Source organism: Nonomuraea sp. B1E8 (genome assembly GCF_039871515.1).
Taxonomy (GTDB): Bacteria; Actinomycetota; Actinomycetes; order Streptosporangiales; family Streptosporangiaceae; genus Nonomuraea.
In genome coordinates this window covers 171,111-191,051 of the sequence record NZ_JBDPLS010000003.1, presented here as the reverse complement: position 1 = coordinate 191,051, position 19,941 = coordinate 171,111, and the positions used below count along the sequence as shown (strand labels likewise).

21 protein-coding genes are annotated in these 19,941 nt (G+C 70.2%); 9 read left to right on the top strand and 12 right to left on the bottom strand.

The features are described from left to right. Positions 1-82 precede the first annotated feature (82 nt). The 5 genes from ABGA98_RS13020 (at position 83) to ABGA98_RS13000 (ending at position 5,654) form a co-directional block, all read left to right on the top strand. Positions 83-937 carry a hypothetical protein gene (locus ABGA98_RS13020; RefSeq protein WP_347618498.1) on the top strand — a complete coding sequence of 285 codons (855 nt, stop codon included), beginning with the start codon at positions 83-85 and terminating at the stop codon, positions 935-937. A 93-nt stretch (positions 938-1,030) separates the two neighbouring features. After that, complete coding sequence (locus ABGA98_RS13015) at positions 1,031-2,392, top strand: MFS transporter (RefSeq protein WP_347618497.1); 1,362 nt, start codon at positions 1,031-1,033, stop codon at positions 2,390-2,392. A 130-nt stretch (positions 2,393-2,522) separates the two neighbouring features. Further along, positions 2,523-3,071, top strand: coding sequence for a DUF1707 and FHA domain-containing protein (locus ABGA98_RS13010; protein WP_347618496.1), 549 nt, complete (start codon positions 2,523-2,525; stop codon positions 3,069-3,071). Positions 3,072-3,173: 102 nt separating this feature from the next. Next, positions 3,174-4,718 carry a D-alanyl-D-alanine carboxypeptidase/D-alanyl-D-alanine-endopeptidase gene (gene dacB, locus ABGA98_RS13005; RefSeq protein WP_347618495.1) on the top strand — a complete coding sequence of 515 codons (1,545 nt, stop codon included), beginning with the start codon at positions 3,174-3,176 and terminating at the stop codon, positions 4,716-4,718. Between the two features lie 180 nt (positions 4,719-4,898). Beyond that, complete coding sequence (locus tag ABGA98_RS13000) at positions 4,899-5,654, top strand: CAP domain-containing protein (RefSeq protein ID WP_347618494.1); 756 nt, start codon at positions 4,899-4,901, stop codon at positions 5,652-5,654. A 155-nt stretch (positions 5,655-5,809) separates the two neighbouring features. On the opposite strand, the gene ABGA98_RS12995 is transcribed toward ABGA98_RS13000, so the two are convergent. Genes ABGA98_RS12995 through ABGA98_RS12980 form a run of 4 tightly spaced genes read right to left on the bottom strand, consistent with a single transcriptional unit; the run spans position 5,810 to position 9,157 of the window. After that, entirely contained in the window at positions 5,810-6,583 is a 774-nt protein-coding gene (locus ABGA98_RS12995) for an ABC transporter permease subunit (protein WP_347618493.1), read from the bottom strand. Continuing rightward, positions 6,580-7,329: an ABC transporter permease subunit gene (locus tag ABGA98_RS12990; protein ID WP_347618492.1), complete on the bottom strand. Its 750-nt coding sequence runs from the start codon at positions 7,327-7,329 to the stop codon at positions 6,580-6,582. The genes ABGA98_RS12995 and ABGA98_RS12990 overlap by 4 nt, the downstream gene beginning before the upstream one ends. Then, positions 7,326-8,111, bottom strand: coding sequence for an ABC transporter ATP-binding protein (locus ABGA98_RS12985; RefSeq protein ID WP_347618491.1), 786 nt, complete (start codon positions 8,109-8,111; stop codon positions 7,326-7,328). The genes ABGA98_RS12990 and ABGA98_RS12985 overlap by 4 nt, the downstream gene beginning before the upstream one ends. Next, positions 8,108-9,157, bottom strand: a complete 1,050-nt coding sequence (locus tag ABGA98_RS12980) for an ABC transporter substrate-binding protein (RefSeq protein ID WP_347618490.1) — start codon at positions 9,155-9,157, stop codon at positions 8,108-8,110. The genes ABGA98_RS12985 and ABGA98_RS12980 overlap by 4 nt, the downstream gene beginning before the upstream one ends. Positions 9,158-9,375: 218 nt before the next feature. On the opposite strand from ABGA98_RS12980, the gene ABGA98_RS12975 reads away from it, so the two are divergent. Next, entirely contained in the window at positions 9,376-10,557 is a 1,182-nt protein-coding gene (locus tag ABGA98_RS12975) for an amidohydrolase family protein (protein WP_347618489.1), read from the top strand. Here the strand turns inward: ABGA98_RS12975 and ABGA98_RS12970 are convergent. Further along, complete coding sequence (locus ABGA98_RS12970) at positions 10,522-11,664, bottom strand: helix-turn-helix domain-containing protein (RefSeq protein WP_347618488.1); 1,143 nt, start codon at positions 11,662-11,664, stop codon at positions 10,522-10,524. The genes ABGA98_RS12975 and ABGA98_RS12970 overlap by 36 nt on opposite strands. Before the next feature lie 165 nt (positions 11,665-11,829). On the opposite strand from ABGA98_RS12970, the gene ABGA98_RS12965 reads away from it, so the two are divergent. Continuing rightward, the gene (locus tag ABGA98_RS12965) at positions 11,830-12,819 is read left to right on the top strand and encodes an adenosine deaminase (RefSeq protein ID WP_347618487.1); all 990 of its coding nucleotides are present in this window, start codon (positions 11,830-11,832) and stop codon (positions 12,817-12,819) included. Position 12,820: 1 nt separating this feature from the next. Here the strand turns inward: ABGA98_RS12965 and ABGA98_RS12960 are convergent, their stop codons facing one another. Both ABGA98_RS12960 and ABGA98_RS12955 read right to left on the bottom strand, forming a co-directional pair. Next, on the bottom strand, positions 12,821-13,075 hold the full coding sequence (locus ABGA98_RS12960; protein ID WP_347618486.1) for a hypothetical protein: 255 nt from the start codon (positions 13,073-13,075) through the stop codon (positions 12,821-12,823). A 314-nt stretch (positions 13,076-13,389) separates the two neighbouring features. Next, the gene (locus tag ABGA98_RS12955; protein WP_347618485.1) at positions 13,390-13,638 is read right to left on the bottom strand and encodes a hypothetical protein; all 249 of its coding nucleotides are present in this window, start codon (positions 13,636-13,638) and stop codon (positions 13,390-13,392) included. 259 nt (positions 13,639-13,897) lie between these two features. Here ABGA98_RS12955 and ABGA98_RS12950 point away from each other — a divergent pair, with 259 nt between their 5' ends. Continuing rightward, on the top strand, positions 13,898-15,109 hold the full coding sequence (locus ABGA98_RS12950; protein ID WP_347618484.1) for an acyltransferase family protein: 1,212 nt from the start codon (positions 13,898-13,900) through the stop codon (positions 15,107-15,109). On the opposite strand, the gene map is transcribed toward ABGA98_RS12950, so the two are convergent. Further along, positions 15,096-15,863, bottom strand: coding sequence for a type I methionyl aminopeptidase (map, locus tag ABGA98_RS12945; RefSeq protein ID WP_347618483.1), 768 nt, complete (start codon positions 15,861-15,863; stop codon positions 15,096-15,098). The two genes, ABGA98_RS12950 and map, sit on opposite strands and share 14 nt — an antisense overlap. Before the next feature lie 81 nt (positions 15,864-15,944). Next, the gene (locus tag ABGA98_RS12940) at positions 15,945-16,139 is read right to left on the bottom strand and encodes a hypothetical protein (RefSeq protein ID WP_347618482.1); all 195 of its coding nucleotides are present in this window, start codon (positions 16,137-16,139) and stop codon (positions 15,945-15,947) included. 40 nt (positions 16,140-16,179) lie between these two features. Between ABGA98_RS12940 and ABGA98_RS12935 the strand changes: the two genes are divergently transcribed. After that, positions 16,180-16,470, top strand: coding sequence for a zinc-binding dehydrogenase (locus ABGA98_RS12935; protein WP_347618481.1), 291 nt, complete (start codon positions 16,180-16,182; stop codon positions 16,468-16,470). Positions 16,471-16,541: 71 nt separating this feature from the next. Here ABGA98_RS12935 and ilvC read toward each other — a convergent pair whose 3' ends face one another. Genes ilvC through ABGA98_RS12920 form a run of 3 tightly spaced genes read right to left on the bottom strand, consistent with a single transcriptional unit; the run spans position 16,542 to position 19,805 of the window. After that, entirely contained in the window at positions 16,542-17,525 is a 984-nt protein-coding gene (gene ilvC / locus ABGA98_RS12930) for a ketol-acid reductoisomerase (protein WP_347618863.1), read from the bottom strand. A 23-nt stretch (positions 17,526-17,548) separates the two neighbouring features. Beyond that, positions 17,549-18,073 (bottom strand): acetolactate synthase small subunit, encoded by a 525-nt coding sequence (gene ilvN, locus ABGA98_RS12925; protein ID WP_132595400.1) that lies wholly within the window; start codon positions 18,071-18,073, stop codon positions 17,549-17,551. Further along, positions 18,066-19,805 carry an acetolactate synthase large subunit gene (locus ABGA98_RS12920; RefSeq protein ID WP_347618480.1) on the bottom strand — a complete coding sequence of 580 codons (1,740 nt, stop codon included), beginning with the start codon at positions 19,803-19,805 and terminating at the stop codon, positions 18,066-18,068. Before ABGA98_RS12920 ends, ilvN begins: the two co-directional genes overlap by 8 nt. Between the last annotated feature and the right edge of the window lie 136 nt (positions 19,806-19,941).

The window sequence follows — 19,941 nt, the reverse complement described above, 5'->3', positions numbered from 1 at the left end:
ATCGCGGCCGTCTTTGTCTTGATCGGGAGATTTCTTCGCCATTAGCCTGATAAGCCGTGGCCGACTACCTATGGTTCGTCATATGAGCATCGGGAATCCTGCGCTTGCCGACGTGCTCGCCCAGCATGGCACCCCCCATCGCCTGCTGGGCGCTCTCGCCGACGGTGGAATCCTGGTGGCAGTCCGAACAGACCGTTCAGTCGTCCTGGGGACGACGCAAGCCGGTGACCGGGTCCTGCTCGGCTACACCGGCCCTGCCACCTATGCCAGGCACCGCGGCAGCCATTCCCTGTCGGCGTGTGACGCCGACACCATCCTGGACATCCAGCGCGTCACCGGCGTGCGGGAGATCGTGATCGACGCGGCCGGACCAGCCGCCGCGGCCGTGCCCATCGACGATCTCCAGCGCTTCCTCACCTCGACGCGCAGCGGACCGACGCCCGTACTGTCGGGGGCGGCCCCCGCCGCCTACGCCACGGGAGCCATGGCCACCGTCTCGCGCGGTGCCGCGCTGGCCCAGGTCGCACCGCCCTCCACCCAGGCGCCCGCGTTCCCGTGGGTGCCCGCGCCCCGGCCGCACCTGTCGGGGCCCATGCAGCAGGTGGACCCCGGCTACCGGCGGTGCACGCACCCGATCCTGCCCGCGCTGCGGCAGGCGATCGCGCAACTGCTCATGGACTTCCCGCTCGTGCACCACGTGTGGATCTCCGAGGCGAGCACAGCATCCGGCGCCCCCGGCATCATGCTCCACGTGAAGGTGCACATGTCCGCCGCCGAGGACGTCGTACGCGACCTGCACCGCCTGGTGCGGGCCAGGCTGCCGCAGTTCGCGGCGTCCGGCGCGCCGATCCTCATGGCCAGGGTGGCCGACACGCACAGCGAACGCCGGATGATCGAGATCGGCGCGCACGTGGTGTGCGCCGACGTCCGCGGCTGACCCACGTGTGAAGGGCCCGGTCGATCCGGGCCCGCCTCGCCGCGCCGGAACTGGGCCCTACCGAACAACGCTCTGCTGGGCTTCAATGAGGGCATGATCGCACCGGCGGCGAGCGTCTCCACGGTCCCCCGGGGCGTACGCGTCGGCTACGGTGTGGGGTCGTTCTGCACCGCCACCGTGGGCGCCGTGCCCGGGCTGCTCCTGCTGTACTACATGACGAACTTCCTGGCCGTTCCCGCGTGGCTGGCCGGGGTGGTCGTGACCGCGCCCAAGGCCTGGGACCTGGTGATCAATCCGCTGGTCGGCCGCTGGTCCGACCGGACCAGATCGCGGCTCGGCCCGCGCCGGCCCTGGCTGCTCGCCGGCGCCTGCACGCTGCCGATCGCGTTCTTCCTGGTCTTCGCCGGACCGCCGCTGACCGGCGTGCCCGCCGCGCTGTACGTCGGGGTGTGCTTCCTGGCCACGGCGACGGCGTACGCGCTGTTCGAGGTGCCGTACAAGGCGATGCCCGGCGAGATGACGCACGACTACCACGAACGCACCTCGCTGCTCCAGTGGCGGATGATCTTCATCGGCGCGGCCACCGCCATCAGCGGCGTGCTGGCGCCGGCCATCGTCACCAGCCAGGGCGGCGACGGCACGCTCGGCAGCTACCGGCTGATGGCCGCCACGATCGCGGCCATCCTGCTGGTCTCGATGCTGGGCTCGTTCTTCGGCACCGCCCGCGCCCCGATGACCGGCGCGCCCGAGCCCGACCGGGGCGGATGGCGGGAGCAGTTCGCGGCGATCAAGGGCAACGCGCCGTTCCTCTGGATCACGGCGCTGGCCTGCACGCAGATGCTGGCCGTCAGCATGATGCTGGCGGCGGCGCCGTACTTCGCCACCTACACGATCGGCACGCCGGACGCCACGCAGACGCTGTTCGCGGCGCTGGTCGGCCCGATGTTGCTGACGATGCCGCTGTGGGTGCGGCTGTCCAGGCGGTTCGACAAGCGCGGCGCGATGGTGCTGGCCGCGCTGATGTTCGGGGGCGGCACCGCGGCGGCCATGGCCACCCCGCTCTTCGGCTCGTTGTACGCGCACGTGACGATCCTCGTCGTCGGCGTGGGCATCGCGGGCGTGCAACTGCTGCTGTTCTCCATGCTGGCGGACGTGATCGCGGTGGACGCGGCGAAGACCGGCAAGCGCAGGGCGGGCGTGCTGACCGGGTTGTGGACGGCCATCGAGAGCGGGGTCAGCTCGTTCGGCGCGCTGGTCTTCGGCGTCATCCTGTCGCTCGGCGGCTTCATCGAGTCCGAGCCGAGCAGGCCGGTCGAGCAGCCGGAGAGCGCGGTGACCGCGGTGCTCATCGGGCAGACCACGGTCCCCGCGCTGATCATCCTGACGTCGGTGGTGATGACGCTGAGATACCGCCTCGCGCCACCCGGCGCGCCGGAGCCGGACGCGTCCGCGTGACGGACCCGGCCGCACGGCGACGCCGGCGTGCCTGGTCAACGTGGGTGACAGGCATGCGCGTGCAGGACGGTCATCACCACCGATCCGCGTATTCTGGACAGGGAACGCGGTTCAGGCCGATACTCGCTACATGAGCTCCACGCTTCCGCCCTTTCGTGCCTCGGATGGGGAACGCGACCGTGCGATCGACGAGCTCAGAGATCGCGCCGTAGAGGGGCGCATTTCCCACGACACGTTCGTGGGCCGGGTCGACCAGGTGCTCAGAGCACGGAACCGCCACGAGCTCGATGAGGTGGTGGCCGACCTGCCGCGGCGGGCGACGCTCAGGCAGCGGCTGACCGACGCGGTGGCGTCGGTGTCGGAGTTCACCACCAGGGTGCAGTCGGCGTGGCGGCGGCCGCGGCTGCCCCGGCTGGCGCTGCCCGACGACGACCGGCTGCGTTACGTGGTGGGCAGGGGTTCGGCCTGCGACCTCGTGCTGTCGGACCTGACGGTCTCCCGCGTGCACGCCGAGCTGCGGCGCGAGAGCGACGGGTGGCTGCTGGTCGACCTTGGCTCGCTCAACGGCACCCGGCTCAACGGGTGGCGGCTGGTGGGGCCCGCCCGGGTCAGGTCGGGTGACGAGATCTCGTTCGGAGACTGCGGTTTTCTGCTCACGTCGGGCCTGCCGTCGATGTGAGCGCTCGCGCATTCTCCAATAAATACGGAGATTTGCGGATTACAGGCTGACGGTGCTGCTCCATGCTGCAGGCGATCCCCCAGTCGTTCTTATGGAGACCCCATGCGGCGCACCTCAGCATCCCTCGTCGCGGGCGCGCTCGTCGCGGCCCTCGCGTGGGCGTCCAGCCCTTCCTCACCGGCCGTCGCGCTCGACCCCTCGGTGGGCGTGGCCGACCTGACCCAGGACCTCAACCAGATCCTCAGCGACTCGCGGCTCACGATCGCCAGGGCGGGCGTCGTCGTCAAGAGCGCGGAGAGCGGCGAGGAACTGTACGCCACCGACGCCGGCAAGCTGCTGATCCCGGCGTCCAACACCAAGCTGTTCACCTCGGCCGCGGCGGCCGAGACGCTCGGGCTCGACTACCGCTTCGCCACCAGCGTGCTGAGCACCGGGCGCAAGGCCGGCAAGGTGCTGACCGGCGACCTGGTGCTGCGCGGCACCGGCGACCCGACCATGCTGGCCGAGGACTACGACGCGCTGGCCGCCGAGGTGGCCGGCGCCGGCGTCAAGGTCGTCACCGGCAAGCTCGTGGCCGACGACACCTGGTTCGACGCGCGGCGGCTCGGCAACGACTGGGCCTGGGACGACGAGACCGCGTACTACGCGGCCCCGATCTCGGCCCTGACCGCCTCCCCCGACAAGGACTACGACGCCGGCTCGGTGATCGTCGCGGTGACGGCCGAGGACGGCAAGGTCAAGGTGACCACCACGCCCGACACCGGTTACCTGAAGATCGTCAACCGGGCGACGGCGGGCTCCGAGACCGACGTGCTCATCGAGCGGCAGCACGGCACCCGCACCGTCGTGATCACCGGTACGGTCGCGGACCCGTACCAGGAGTGGGTGGCCGTCGACGACCCCACGGCCTACGCCTCCTCGCTCTTCCGGGAATCGCTGGCCAGGCACGGCGTCAAGGTGCTCGGCCGCACGGTGACCGGCGCGGCGCCCGAGGGCGCCAAGGAGCTGGCCGCGCACGAGTCGATGACGCTGGGCGAGCTGCTGGTGCCGTTCATGAAGCTGAGCAACAACATCCACGCCGAGATCCTCACCAAGGCCATGGGCCGCAAGGCGGCGAACCAGGGCACGTGGGCGGCCGGGCTCAAGGTCACCACCGACTTCGCCAAGGCCAACGGGGCTCAGGTGATCAACATGCGTGACGGCTCGGGGCTGTCGCGCCGCGACGGCTTCTCGCCCGGCTCGATCGTGGAGTTCCTGTCGGCCGTACGCGGCAAGCCGTGGTTCGACACCTGGTACGCGTCGCTGCCCGTCGCGGGCAACGCCGATCGTTTCGTCGGCGGCACGCTGCGCAGCCGGATGCGCGACACCGCCGCCGCGGGCAACGTGCGCGCCAAGACGGGCTCGTTGACCGGGGTCACGGCGTTGTCCGGCTACGTCACCAGCGCCGACGGCGAGCCGCTGATCTTCTCGATCATGCTGAACCAGTACCTGTCGGGCTCGCCCAAGGACATCGAGGACAAGATCGCCGTACGCCTCGCCCAGTTCTCCCGTACCTCGGCGGGCGGTGACCCCGCCCAGCTCCGCGCCACGGACCCGGGCCCGGCGGGCGACCTGGAGTGCTCCTGGCTCAAGCCCGCGCAGTGCTGATCATCTTGTGCTGATCAACGTGGCGGCCTCCCGACGCGCAGGGGGCCGCCGCGGTTTACCCCGATAACGCGGGCCGCATCACGATTCAGCCACTTGGAGCGGTCTTTTCAGGACATAGCCGACTCTGGAGCGCCAGAATGCGGTTCGACCTTGTGTGGAACCGCCGACCCGGAGGAGAGAATGCGCAGACAGCTCAAGGCATGGGCCTGCCTCGGGAGTCTGGCGGCGCTGACCTTCCCCGCACCGGCCGCGCAGGCGGCCGCCACGAGCGCGCAGGCCTGCCGGGTAGCCGCGGCCAAGCCCACGCTCTCCCACGGCTTCGTCCGCGGCACGGCCACCAGGGCGGGCTGCTCCGGCAAGGCACTGCTCCGGGTACGCGTCGCGATGGCCGTGCCGGGCCCCGACCGGGTCGTCAAGAGCGGCTCCAGGACCGTCAGGACCGGCTCGGTCTCCGCGCAGGTGCGCTGCACCACCACCCCGCGCACCTACTACGTGATCGCGCTCGACGCCAAGGGGCACACAGCCAGGTCGCGCGCGGTGCGGCTGGCGTGCGGCGAGTTCGCCTCGGCGATCGAGGAGGCGCTCGTCAAGCTCACCAACAAGGCGCGGGCCGGGAACGACTGCAAGCCCCTGGCCCACGACCCCAGGCTGCACCTCGCAGCCGAGCGCCACTCGGCGGACATGGCGGCCAAGGGGCGTCTCAGGCACACCTCCGGCGGGCGCACGTTCGCCGAGCGCATCAAGGCGGTCGGCTTCTCCTACAGCCTGATCGCCGAGAACGTCGCCATGGGCTACCCCGCCGCCGCCACGGTGCTCAAGGACTGGCTGAAGAGCCCAGGCCACCGCAAGAACATCCTCAACTGCTCGTTCACCCACATCGGCGTCGGATACAGCGCCGAGAAGCAAGCCTGGACCCAGATCTTCGCCGCCCGCTGAAGCCCTGCTCAAGCCCGCCGAAGCCAAGGGAGCGTCGGGCTTCACCGGCCTCAGCGCCGGTTCCCACCGCACGCCCACACGCTCCCCTCCGGGCGGGCCCGGCCGCGCCTCCCCCCGCACAAAGGACCGCGGCCGGGCCCGCGTCCTCCCTCCGGTCAGGCCCGGTCGGAGAAGCGGGCCAGCACCAGCGACTCGACCACGCCGACGACCGCGTACGCGAGGATCGACACGGTCGTGACCACCACGATGTCCGCCCACACCTCGTCGTAGCGGAACCCGGCGATCGCGCGCAGGATCTCCGCGCCGATCCCCTCGCCGGTGGCCAGCCATTCGGCGATGAGCGCGCCGATGATCGAGGCCGGCACCGAGATCCTGGCCGAGGCGAAGACCGCGGGCATCGCCGTCGGCACGGCCACCTTGCGCAGGACGGTCATGCGGGTGCCGCCGTAGGCCATGACCAGGTCGGTGGCCTGCGGCGAGGCCGATCTCAGCCCGAAGACGATGTTGACCAGCGCGGGGAAGAACACCACGATGCCGCCGATGACGGCGACGCCCACCAGGTCCCTGCCGAAGATCAGCGTGATCAGCGGCGTCATCACCACGAGCGGCACCGAGCGCAGCAACATCGCGACCGGCATGAACGTCTGCTCCACGGTCCTGAACAGCACGAACGTCACCGCGACGGCCATCGCGGCGACCATCCCCGAGGCGAACCCGATGGCGGCGTCCCTGACGGTGATGCCCAGCGCGCCGAACACGGCCTCGCGGTGGGCCGCCGACGCGGTCAGGTAGTCCCACACCTGGGGCGGGCGCTTGCCCACGAGCGGGCTGATGCCGAACGCCTCCAGCGCCAGCCACCACGCGGCCACGACGATGACCACGCAGGGCGCGAGCGGCCCGACGACCCGCAGGATGGTACGGCCGATCACGGCACCTCGCCTTTCGACCACGGGGTGACCACGCGGGCGACGAGCGCGACGACTGCGTACCCGAGACCGGCGATCAGCCCCGCCACGAGCGCCAGCCCCCATGTCCGCGGCACCTGGAACTGCTGCTGCGAGATCATCAGGGAGACGCCGAGCCCCTGGTCGTTGCTGCCGAGATATTCGCCGATGATCGCGCCGAGCAGCGCGGAGGGCGCGGAGATCCGCAGACCGGCGAACGTGCTGGGCAGGGCGGAGATGACCTGCACGTAGCGGAGCCTGGCCAGGCGGCCGCCGCCGTAGACGGTGACGAGGTCGAGGCCGGCCTGGTCGGCGGAGCGCAGCCCGAGCAGGGCGCCGATGAGCGTCGTGAAGAAGACGGAGATGGCGGCCAGGAACACCACGGTGGCCTCGCCGCCGAAGACGACCAGCACGATGGGGCCGATGGCGAGCAGCGGGATGCAGTAGCTGATCACGGCGAGCTGGGTGGCGACGGCTTCGAGCCGGGGCACGAGCAGCACCAGCAGCGCCACGCCGATGGCCAGCCCGTTGCCCCACAGGAAGCCCTGCGCCGCCGCGGACACGGTGGCGATGACGTTGGGGCCGTAGAAGGCCCACCCGTCCTCGCCCATCCCGGCCAGCACGGCCCACGGCGTGGGCACCGCTCCGCCGCCGGCGAACACCGTCACGGCCATCAGCCACCACAGCACGACCAGGGCGACGACGCCGGCCAGCCCCTGCGCCCTTCTCATGAGCCGTGCCCGAACAGCAGGTCGCTGAGGTGGTCGTGCAGGGCGTGGAACTCCGGCGTACGCATCATGCCGGGCGTGCGCGGGCGCGGCAGGCCGATCTCCACCAGCTCGACGATCCGGCCGGGGCGCGGGCTCATGACGGCGACCACGTCCGACAGGAAGATCGCCTCGCCGATCCCGTGGGTGACCATCAGCGTGGTGGCGGGCTTCTCCGTCCAGATGCGCAGCAGCTCCAGGTTGAGCCGCTGCCTGGTCATGTCGTCGAGGGCGCCGAACGGCTCGTCGAGCAGCAGCACGCTGGGCTTGACGACGAGCGCGCGGGCGATGGAGACGCGCTGGCGCATGCCCCCCGACAGTTCGGCGGGCCTGGCCTTCTCGAACCCTTCGAGGCCGACCAGCTTGATCAGGTCGTCGATGACGCCGGGCTCGGGCCGGATCCCGGCGACCTCCAGCGGCAGCCGGATGTTGGCGGCGACGCTCCTCCAGGCCAGCAGGGCCGAGTCCTGGAAGGCGATGCCGAGGTGGTGGCTCCTGCGCAGCTCGGCGGGCGTCTCGCCGTTCACCCGGATCTCGCCGCCGGTGGGCTGCTCCAGCCCGGCGAGCATGCGCAGCACCGTCGACTTGCCGCAGCCGGACGGGCCGAGCAGCGACAGGAACGAGCCCTTCGGCGTACGGAGGTCCACGCCGTCGACGGCGGTCAGGCCCTTGCCGAACGTCTTGCTCAGCCCGGTGACGCTGATGCCGGCGCCGTGCTCGTCGATGGCCTCGGCAGAATCGCTCATGACAGCTTCAGGCTCGGGTCGGCCTTGTAGATCTCGTCCAGGACGGTCAGGTCGAACAGCTGCTCGGCCTTGATGGTCAGGCCTGCCTTGGCCAGCGAGGCGATGTTCTGCTCGATCAGCTCGGGCGTCATCGTGAACAGGCCGTTGGCCTTGACGTCGGGGGTGACGATGAGCTCGTTCTGCATCTTGGCCTCCTCGGTCTGCTCCTTGACGTCGAGGTTCTGGTCCTTGCCGTAGACGGTGGCGGCCAGCTCGGCCGACTTGGCCGGGTCGGCGACGGCGTCCTTCCAGCCCTTGATCTCGGCGGTCAGGAACGCCTTGAGCTTGTCGCGCTCGTTGTCGATGGTCTCCTGGGTGACCGTGAACGTCTCGGCGACCAGCGGCAGGCCGGCGTCGGCGAGCAGCAGGTGGGTGGCGTCGTGGCCCTCCATCTTCAGCCGTACGGGGCCGCTGGTGACGAAGCCGACGTAGCCGTCGAGCTGCCCGGAGGTCAGCATCGAGGGGTCGGACTGGAACGGCACCCGCGTCACGCTGCCCTCGTCGATGCCGTTGGCCTTGAGCAGCGCGTTCCAGACCAGCTCGTTGGAGTCCTGGACGCCGATCTTCTTGCCGGCCAGGTCCTCGGCGCTCTCGATCGGGTTCTTGCTCAGGGAGATGATGGCGAACGGGTTCTTCTGGAAGGTGGCGCCGACGATCTTCAGCGGGGCGCCCTGCAGCACGGCGGGGGCGGTGATGGTGGGCGCGGACAGGCCCGCCCAGCAGCGCCCGGTGGCCAGTCCCGACTCGACCGAGGTGCCGGAGCCGCCGCCCGACAGCAGCTCGACCTGGGAGAACCCGGCGGCCTTGTAGTAGCCCTTGCTGTCGGCGAAGTATTCGCCGGCGAACTCGACGTTCTTCTTCCAGGAGAGCTGGAGCTTGACCGAGCCCAGCCCGCCGCCGGAGGAGGAGCCGGCCGGCGAGCCGCTTTCGCCGCAGGCGGCCAGACCGAGCGCCAGACCGGCCAGGCCTGTCGTCCGCAGGAACGCGCGACGGTCGAAGGTAGCCATGATTCTCCTTGAGCGGCCGTGAAGGTGCAGGTCAGGACGTTATCTACCGATTATTACCATCAAGTGACGGTATTTTCGGACTTCTGGCCGGGCGGACGGCCGTCGCGCGGGATGGCGGGAAAAACCGCTGGCGGCCCCTGTAGGTCCCTACGAGAGCGGGGGTCGAGGACCGTAGATCCCTCCAGCGGCCCGGGGGCTCCGGTAGCGTCGGGCGTGAAATGAGACTCGACGGAATCCCCCTTTGGGACGGTACCGAACTTCGCGGCCCTGTCGACCTGAGCTGGGAGCCCGACCGGATCATCGACGTGACCCCCGCCGCGCCGCGCCACGACGACCTGTGCGTCATCCCCGGCCTGGTGGACACGCACGTCCATCTGATCGGCCACGCCGGCCCCGGCGACCCGCCCGACTTCGCGACGTGGCCGCTGGTCACCACGCGCGACGAGCAGGTGCTGCACGGCGTGGCCCACGCCCAGCGGGCCATGCGGCACGGCGTCACGACGCTGCGCGACCTGGCGGGCGACGAGGCCCAGGTCGCGCTGCGCCGGGCCTTCGACGCCGGGGTGCTGCAGGGGCCGCGCATCCAGGTGCACGGCGTGGTGGGGATGACCGCCGGGCACAACGACCTGTTCGTGCCGCCCGCCTCGCCGCAGCGCAAGCCCACGGCCGACGGGCCCGACGAGTGCCGCAAGCTCGTACGCAGCTGGGCCAGGGCCGGCATGGACGGCATCAAGCTCACCACCAGCGGCGGCGTGCTGTCGATCGGCGACAGGAACGCCTGGCGCAACTACACCCGCGACGAGATCAGAGCCGTCGTGGACGAGGCACACGCCCTCGGCATGCCGGTCGCCTCCCACGCCCACTCCGAGGAGGGCATCCGGGTGGCCGTCGAGGAGGGCGTCGACTCGATCGAGCACGGCACCCTCATGAGCACCGACCTGGCCGAGGTCCTGGCCGCCCGCCGCACCCCCGTGGCCCCGACGCTGCTCATCAACGAGGCCATCGCCGAAGGCCGCGTCCCGGTCACCCCCGAGGCCAGGGCCAAGGCCGCCGAGCTCGTCGCCACCCGTGACGTGCTGCTCGCCCAGGCGGCCGCGCTCGGCGTGCGGTTCGTGCTGGGCACCGACGCGAACGGCCACCACGTGCAGTTCGGCGACCAGCTCGCCGAGGTCCGCCACATGGCCGGGATCCTCGGCATGGACGCGGCGTCGGCGCTGCGCGCGGCCACCTCGGACGCGGCCGACTCGATCGGCATGCCCGTGGGCAGGATCGCGCCCGGGCTGGGCGCCGACCTCATCGTGCTGCGCGGCCGGCCGTGGGAGCGCATCGCCGACCTGGCCACCGGCAACATCGTGGCCGTCGTGTCACGGGGCGCCGTCGTCGCGGGTGGGCTGCCCTGACCGCAGCGCCAGGTAGAGGTCCGTACGGTCGCGCATCGACGACACGCGCCGGCCGGTGAGCTCCTCGATCCGCTGCATCCGGTAACGCAGCGTGTTGACGTGGACGTACAGCTCGTCGGCCGTGCGCTGCCACGATCCGCAGGTCTCCAGGAAGAGGTCGAGCGTGCGCAGCAGCTCGGAGCCGTGCCGCGCGTCGTAGTCCTCGACGGGCGCCAGCAGGCGGTCACGGAACGACCTGCGCACGCCCGCCGGCAGTGAGGCCAGCAGCAGGTCGAAGCTGTCGATGTCGGCCACCGACATGATCGACACCGGCCCGGGACCGCCCTTGGCCGACTCCATGCCGCGCCTGGCCGTCTCCAGCGCCTCGCCGAGTTGCGACACGCTGGCCGCCATCTCGCTGATGCCGGCCGCGATGCTCACTCCCGGCCGCCCGGCGACCAGCCCGCGCAGCTCGTCGGCCAGGCTCTTGCGCGAGGCCCGGCCGTTGACCAGCACGATCGCCTCCCGCGGCGTGCCGCCGACGATCAGGTGCCGCCCCTTCCTCACCAGACCCTCGTGCAGCAACTCCGGAAGGTCGAGCTCGGGGCCGCCGGTCTGGGTGACCGCCATGGCCGCGGTCGGCAGGCCGGGGTCGGCGCCGAGCAGCCGCATGTGCGCCGAGACCTCGCCGGGCGGGATCTGGCCGAGGACGTCGAGCAGCGTCTGCGCCCTGACTCGCTCGGCCCTGCGCTGCTCGGCGGCGAACCCCTCGACGGTCACCACCTCGGTGATCGTGCCGAACGACTGGTCGGGAGCCGCCAGCAGCAGCGGCAGCCGGCGCAGCTCGCACGCCTTGACCAGCTCCCGCGGCAGCTCGCCGAGCACGATCAGGCCCACGACCAGGCCGGCGGCGTCGCTGGCCCACAGCGCGTCGGCGAAGCGCTCGCAGTCGGGCGGCCCGGTGTACCAGACGCCGCTGGTCAGCACCAGGTCGCCGGGCCGCAGGTAGCGGCGGGGGTCGGGCAGGTCGGTCGGGTAGGCGCGCCGGATCTCGCGGTCGAGTGCGGCGTCACCTGTCACCAGCGTCAGCCGCAGGTCGTCGCGTGCGAGCAGATCCGCCAGCCTCATGAAATCCGATGGTATGCCAGGCCGCACGGACGGCCGCCGGGGTGCGTACCACGGACGGGAGCGGAGCGGCTCCCTGAGGGGGAGGTTTCCGCACGGAAATCCCCGCGAGAGTTCGGAGGTTCGCACGATATCTGCCGGGCCGGGCGGTCCGGTTTACTCGGTGTCATGCGTCCCAAGGCGGAACTCCACCTGCACATCGAGGGCACCCTTGAGCCCGAGCTCGTCGTCGGGCTGGCCAGGCGTAACGGGATCGAGCTGCCGGCCTTCGACGTGGAGGCCGTCCGCGCCCGCAACGACTTCGCCGACCTGCGTTCGTTCCTGGACGTCTACTACGACAACCTGGCGGTCCTGCGTACCGAGGAGGACTTCCACGACCTGGCCGCCGCCTACCTGCGGCGGGCCGCCGGGCAGGGGGTGCGGCACGCGGAGATCTTCTTCGACCCGCAGGCGCACACGAGCCGGGGCGTGCCGCTGGAGGCGGTGTTCGGCGGGTTGTCGGCGGCGCTGCACGGCAGCGAGGTGTCGGCCGCGCTGATCCTGTGCTTCCTTCGTGACCGGGGCGCGGAGGAGGCGGAGCGGGTGCTGCGGGCGGCGCTGCCGTTCCGTGAGCGGTTCATCGGGGTGGGGCTGGACTCGGCGGAGGTGGGATATCCGCCGTCGTTGTTCCGGCGGGTCTTCGACATCGCCGCCGCCGAAGGCCTGCACCGGGTGGCGCACGCGGGCGAGGAGGGCGGGCCCGACTACGTGTGGGAGGCGCTCGACGTGCTGGGGGTGGAGCGGGTGGACCACGGCATCAGGGCGATGGAGGATCCGCAGCTCGTGGCCAGGCTGAGGGAGGAGCGGATCCCGCTGACCGTGTGCCCGCTGTCGAACGTGCGGCTGCGGGTGGTGCCGTCCCTGCGCGACCACATCCTGCCCGCGATGCTGGACGAAGGGCTGGTCGTGACGGTCAACTCCGACGATCCCGCCTACTTCGGCGGCTACGTCGAGGACAACTACGAAGCGTTGCGGCGGGAGCTGGGAATGACCGGCGAGCAGCTCGATGTGATCGCCCGCAACTCCTTCGCCGCGGCCTTCGCGTACGAGCCCCGGCACGGTGAAGGGGCCCACCCCGCAGGGCGGACCCCTCGTCATCACTCACCAGCTGAGATATGACCTAGCCGATGTTGCACTCCCTGTGCTCGTGGCTGAGCACGTGGTTCAGGACGTTGTCGAGACCGATGCCGGCCAGGAGGCCGTGGGCGCTCTGGTGGTTGTCGACCTCCTTGCCGATGGTGCCGTCACCACACACGAGGATGATCCTCACGTCGCGGCCGTGGTCGTCGTTGTTGTACGTCGCCGCGAGCGCGGAGCCGCCGGACATGAGCAGCCCTCCGACGAGCCCGGCCAGGATGAGCCCCGATTTGTACATGTCGTATCCCCTTTGGTACGTAATGACTACTCTCTGTAGCTACCGGGAGGTGTTTGCCCCGCCCCGCTCGCCGACAAACTCCCCGATCTTGTTCTTGACCTGCGCGAAAGCAGCACCTGGCAAAGCCGTGCCGGAGATCGTTTCGCTTGACGATCATGTGTGCTTCACGGGGACGGCCTTGCCATTCGGGGCCGGGCACGGCGAAGGGGCCCCTCCAGCAGGACGGGCCCCCGGTCGCGCACCCGCGGCCGGGCACGACGCAGGGGTCCACCCATTGGGCGAACCCCTGGTGTTCATCGGCCGGCAGAGCGACTTCAGCCGATGTTGCACTCCCTGTGCTCGTGGCTGAGAATGTGGTTCAGCGAGTCGCCGACGGCGATACCGAGCAGGCCGTTGGCGCTCTGGTGGTTGTCGACCTTCTGGGCGACGTTTCCGTCACCGCAGACGAGGATGATCCTCACGTCGCCGTCGCGGCCGTCGTTGAACGTCGCAGCGGACGCGGCGCCGCCGGACATGAGCAGCCCACCGACGAGCCCGGCCAGGATGAGGCCTGATTTGTACATGTTATCTCCTCTGGTACCTATTGACTACTCTCCGTAGCTACCGGGGTGAGATCTGCCCTGCCCCTCCCTTCGACAAACTCCGGCGTTTTGATCTTGACCTGCGCGAAGGCAGCGCCTGGCATAGCCGTGCCGATGGACGTCCGGCTTGACCGTCAGGTGTGCTCCCGGGAGGAGCGGGCGAAGATCACATGACCGTTCCGCGACCATGGCGCGCACCCCTCCTGTGGCCCCAGACTGGTGCCTGTCACGGGAGGCCATCATGACCGCAGGCACCGGATCGTCCAGGACCGCGACCGGCGAACGGCGCACCGAACTCGACGCCATGCGCGCTCTCGTGGTCGTCGGGCTGGTGTTCTTCCACGCGTCGCTGGTGTTCGACTCGCGCGACGACTTCTACGTCAAGAACGCGGAGACGACCGACATCACGTTCGTCATCGCGGCGCTCTGCGTGATCTGGGCGATGCCGCTGCTCTTCCTCATCGCCGGGCTGGGAGCGTGGCACTCCCTGCGCCGCCGAGGGCCCGGCGGATTTGCCGTGGAACGATTAGCGCGGCTGGGCGTGCCACTGCTGTTCGCCCTGGTCACGATGTTGCCGGTGCCTCCGTGGTTGCGGCTGCGGGCCGATCCCGACTACCACGAGTCCTATCTGGAGTTCCTGCCGAAGTTCTTCGCCGTGCGGCCGGATCCGGGCGACTTCCCGTTCGTCGTGGAGGGGGCGTACTTCGAGACCGGGCACCTGTGGTTCGTGGTGCTCCTGCTGACCTTCTCGCTCGTGCTCGCGCCGCTGGTGCGGTGGGTGCCGCGTGGCTGGGCGCTGCGCTCGCGCGAACGCCTGGTCGCGCTCTGCCGGCCGCGTGGCGCGATCCTGCTGCCCGGCCTGCCGATCGCGGCGATCTGCGCGCTCGCCGGCCTCGAGGAGGCGTTCGGCGGCTGGGACCGCTGGGCGTACCTGGTGTTCTTCCTGTACGGCTTCCTGCTCGTGACCGATCCCGCCTTCCGCGCGGCGATGCGGCGCAACCGGCGGATCGCCGCCGTCGCGGGCGCCGTGCTGATGCTGGTGGGGGTGCCGGGCTTCATCATCGCGGGCGACGCCCCCGGCGCGGACGCGTTCACGGACCTGACCCCGCTCGCGGTCGCCATGCGCACGTTGTACGGGCTGGCCGGATGGTGCTGGCTGGTCGCGATCCTCGGCTTCCTCGACCGCCCGCGCCCCGCCGCGGCACCCGCCCGGCCGCCGAACCGGCTCTCGGCCTATCTGGCGTCCGCCGTGTTGCCGCTCTACATCCTGCACCAGCCGATCGTCGTGGCTGTGGCCTACTTCGTCGCCGGCCGGCAAGGGCCGATCCTGGTCGAGTACGCGGTGATCGTGGTGTTGTCGCTGGTGCTGACGGTGGCCGTCTACGACGTGCTGGTGCGCAGGACGAGGGTGACGAGGTTCCTGTTCGGGATGCGGGAGCCTACGGAACGGTGAGGACGACCGGGCCGTCGCCGGTGATGGCGACCGTGTGCTCGACGTGCACGCTCCTGCTGCCGTCGGCCGAGCACAACGACCACCCGTCGTCGGCCACGTAGTAGCCGTCGCCGCCGCCGGCCATCAGGCTCGGCTCGATCGCGATGACCAGGCCGGGCCGCAGCCGCAGGCCGCGGCCCCTGCGCGCCTCGTTGGGCACGAACGGCGACTCGTGCATGGCCCGCCCGATGCCGTGGCCGCCGAAGTCGTTCTGCATGCCGTAGCCGGCGCCGCGCCCGACCGTGGACATGGCGTGCCCGATGTCGCCCATCCTGCCGCCGGGCAGGGCCGCCTCGATGCCGGCGGCCAGCGTCTCCTCGGCGACCTTGATCAGTTGGAGGTCCTCCTCGCGGGCGTGGCCGACGGTGAAGCTGACGGTGCCGTCGGCGTGCCAGCCGTCGATGTACGCGCCGCAGTCGACGCTGATCAGGTCGCCGTCCCGCAGTTTGTACGCTGTCGGCAGGCCGTGCAGCATCACCCCGTTGACCGAGGTGCAGATCACGCCGGGATAGGGCATCGCGCCGAACGACGGGTGATAGCCGAGGAACGACGCCCCCGCGCGGGCCTCCTCGATGACGGTCCTGGCCACCTCGTCGAGCTGTTTCAGCGTCACCCCGATGCCGGCCCGCTCCCGCACCGCCGCCTGGACGGCGGCGACGACCTTGCCCGCCTCCCGCATCGCGGCTATCTCTCCGGCCGACTTGAGCTCGATCACGGCGCCTCCTCGCTCGATAACTATACCGGTATTATTATCACAGCCGTGCGCGGAGGGGCGCCTCAGCCGGTGACCCGGACGTCACATCGTGATCTCCGGAGTGCCCCGGTGGATTCTGGGGCCGCCCGAGCCGCAGCCGGGCACGAAGGTGCCGCGCGGGGCAAGCACGCGCTGACAGGCAGATAACGAACGATTCGCAATATTGTCGGGGACAAGGTGGCATTTCTGCGCGCTGCGGGTGAAATCTTCTTTCACGCCGGAAAAGGCGGTCAGCACATCGGACAGAGGCCGACCGGGGCGGGAGGAAGCAGCAGGCATGTCTCTCACATGGCGGCCCTGCCGGGCGTGGGCGCGACGGCGATCACCACGCTGCGGGACAAGGCCCGGCTCACGTCGGGCGAGCGGCCGCTGGTGCGCGGCGGGAGCGGCGGCGTTCTTCAGCGGCGAGCCCGTCCATGACCTGCTGGCCGAGCCGGCCCGGCTGGTCGAGAGCGGGGCGATCCAGCCCGTCGCCGACACGGTCTGTCCGCTCGCCCGCATCGCCGAGGCGCACCGCGCTCCGAAGACGGGAGGCGTACGCGGAAAGCTGGTCGTGGAGATCGGCTAGGCGCACCGCCCAGGACGGTGCGCCGGGGCCCGGCGGGCGGGCCTGCACCCGCCCGCCGGCCCGGTGGGATGTCAGGCCTTCAGCCAGCTCATCATCGGGCGGAGCTTGGCGCCGGTCTTCTCGATCGGGTTGTCGGCCAGCTCGTCGCGCTTGCGGTGGAACTCCTTCTGGCCGCCGTCGAACTCCTCGACGAGCTGCCGGGTGAAGGTGCCGTCCTGGACCTCGGCGAGAATCTGGCGCATCGCCTGGCGGGACTCCTCGCCGATGACGCGCGGGCCGCGGGTGTAGCCGCCGTACTCGGCGGTGTCGGACACCGACCAGTACATCTTCGACAGGCCGCCTTCGTACATGAGGTCGACGATCAGCTTCATCTCGTGCAGGCACTCGAAGTAGGCGACCTCGGGCTGGTAGCCGGCCTCGATGAGCGTCTCGAAGCCCGCCTTGATCAGCTCGGACACGCCGCCGCACAACACGACCTGCTCGCCGAACAGGTCGGTCTCCGTCTCCTCCTTGAACGTCGTGCGCAGCGCGCCGGCGCGCGTGCCGCCGATGCCCTTCGCGTACGACAGCGCCAGGTCGAGCGCCTTGCCCGAGGCGTCCTTCTCCACGGCCACGAGGACCGGCACGCCGCGGCCCGCCTCGAACTGGCGGCGCACGAGGTGGCCAGGGCCCTTGGGCGCGACCATGCACACGTCGACGCCCTCGGGGGCCTCGATGAGGCCGTAGCGGATGTTCAGGCCGTGCCCGAAGAACAGCGCGTCGCCCTCGACGAGGTTGGGCGCCACGTGCTCGGAGTAGAGCTGGCGCTGGATGTGGTCGGGGGCCAGGATCATGGTGAGGTTGGCCTCTTCGACCGCCTCGGACGGCGTGACGACGCGAAGGCCGTCGTTCTCCGCCTTCTCGCGGCTCTTGGAGCCCTCCGGCAGGCCGACGCGCACGTCGACGCCGGAGTCACGCAGGGAGAGCGCGTGGGCGTGGCCCTGGCTGCCGTACCCCAGCACGGCCACGTGGCGCCCCTGGATGATCGACAGGTCGGCCTGGTCGTCGTAGTAGATCTCGGTCACTTGCTCAAAACCTTTCAGGCGGTACGGTCCAGTGCCCTGAGGGACCGGTCGGTGATGGAACGGGCGCCGCGGCCGATGGCCACCATGCCCGACTGTACGAGTTCTTTGATGCCGAACGGCTCGAGGACCTTCACGAACGCCTCGAGCTTGTCGGTGGTGCCGGTGACCTCGATGGTCACGGCGTCGGCCGCCACGTCGATGCAGCGGGCCCGGAAGAGCTGGACGAGCTCCAGCACGTGGGAGCGGCTGTCGGCGTCGGCCTTCACCTTGATCAGCATCAGCTCGCGCTGCACGGACTGCGACGTGTCGAGCTCGACGATCTTGAGCACGTTCACCAGCTTGTTGAGCTGTTTGGTGACCTGCTCGAGAGGCAGCTCCTCGACGCTGACCACGATCGTCATCCGCGAGATGTCGTCGTGCTCGGTCGGCCCGACCGCCAGCGAGTCGATGTTGAAGCCCCGGCGGCTGAACAGCGCCGACACCCGCGCGAGCACGCCCGGCTTGTTCTCGACAAGCACGGAGAGCGTGTGTCTAGTCATCCTCGTTCTCCCACTTCGGCGCCATGTCACGGGCGATCTTGATGTCGTCGTTGCTGGTGCCCGCCGCGACCATGGGCCAGACCATGGCGTCCTGGTGGACGACGAAGTCGACCACGACAGGAACGTCGTTGATCTCCATGGCCTTCTCGATCGTCGCGTCGACGTCTTCTGGACGCTCGCAACGCAGGCCCACACAACCATAGGCCTCGGCCAGCTTGACGAAATCCGGGATGCGGCGCGTCGTCTGCAGGTTGGTGTTGGAGTAACGCTCGTCGTAGAAGAGCGTCTGCCACTGGCGGACCATGCCGAGGTTACCGTTGTTGATGACGGCGATCTTGACCGGCACGCCCTCGATGGCGCAGGTGGCGAGCTCCTGGTTGGTCATCTGGAAGCAGCCGTCGCCGTCGATGGCCCACACCGTGGCGTCGGGGCGGCCCATCTTCGCGCCCATCGCGGCCGGCACGGCGAAGCCCATGGTGCCCAGGCCGCCGGAGTTGATGAACGTGCCGGGCTTCTCGTAGCCGATGAACTGCGAGGCCCACATCTGGTGCTGCCCCACGCCTGCCACGTAGTAGGTGTCGGGGCCGGCGATGGCGCCCAGCCGCTCCATCACGTACTGAGGCGCCAGCGAGCCGTCCTCCCACGTGTCGTAGCCCAGCGGGTAGGTGGCTTTGTAGCCGTTGAGCGCAGTCCACCAGTCGGTGTAGTCGCCGCGCTCGCCCGAGGCGCGGATCGTGCTGACGAGGTCGCTGATGACCTCCTTGCAGTCGCCCACGATCGGGACGTCGGCGTGGCGGTTCTTCGAGATCTCCGCCGGGTCGATGTCGGCGTGCACGACCTTCGCGCGCGGCGCGAACGACGACAGCTTGCCGGTCACCCGGTCGTCGAAGCGCACGCCCAGGCCCACGATCAGATCGGACTGCTGCAGCGCGCCGACGGCCGAGACGCTGCCGTGCATCCCCGGCATCCCCATGTGCTGGGGGTGGCTGTCGGGGAAGGTGCCCCTGGCCATCAGGGTGGTGATGACCGGGATGCCGGTCAGCTCGGCCAGCTCCAGCAGCTCGGCCGACGCGCCCGCCTTGTGCACGCCGCCGCCGACGTACAGGACCGGGCGCCTGGCCTCGGCGATCAGCTTGGCGGCCTCGCGGATCTGCTTGGAGTGGGGCCTGGTCACGGGGCGGTAGCCGGGCAGTTGCATGACCGGCGGCCAGGAGAACGTGGTCTCCGCCTGCAGCGCGTCCTTCGAGATGTCGACGAGCACGGGCCCCGGACGGCCGGTGGAGGCGATGTGAAAGGCTTCCATGATCGTACGCGGGATGTCCGCGGGATCGGTGATGAGGAAGTTGTGCTTCGTGATCGGCATGGTGATGCCGGAGATGTCGGCTTCCTGGAACGCGTCGGTGCCGATGGCCGCGCTCGCCACCTGCCCGGTGATCGCCACGATCGGCACCGAGTCCATGTACGCGTCGGCGATCGGGGTCACCAGGTTGGTGGCGCCGGGTCCGCTGGTCGCCATGCACACCCCGACCCGGCCCGTCGCCTGCGCGTAGCCCTCGGCGGCGTGGCCCGCGCCCTGCTCGTGGCGTACGAGGACGTGCCGGACCTTGGTCGAGTCGTAGAGAGGATCGTAGGCCGGCAGAATGGCGCCGCCTGGGATCCCGAACACTGTGTCGACGTCCATGTGCTCCAGCGCCCTCACCAGGGACTGCGCACCTGTCATGCGTTCGGTCATCGGCTCGTTCCTTGCGTGGCTACTCGCTTAAGGACATAAAAAAGGCCCCGTCCCACCATGGGGGTGGGCCTGGGGCGGCGCGCAGGTCGTCGTGCTTCGCTATCGGCCTGCGCGCCGGCGAAGTACTACGAGAATC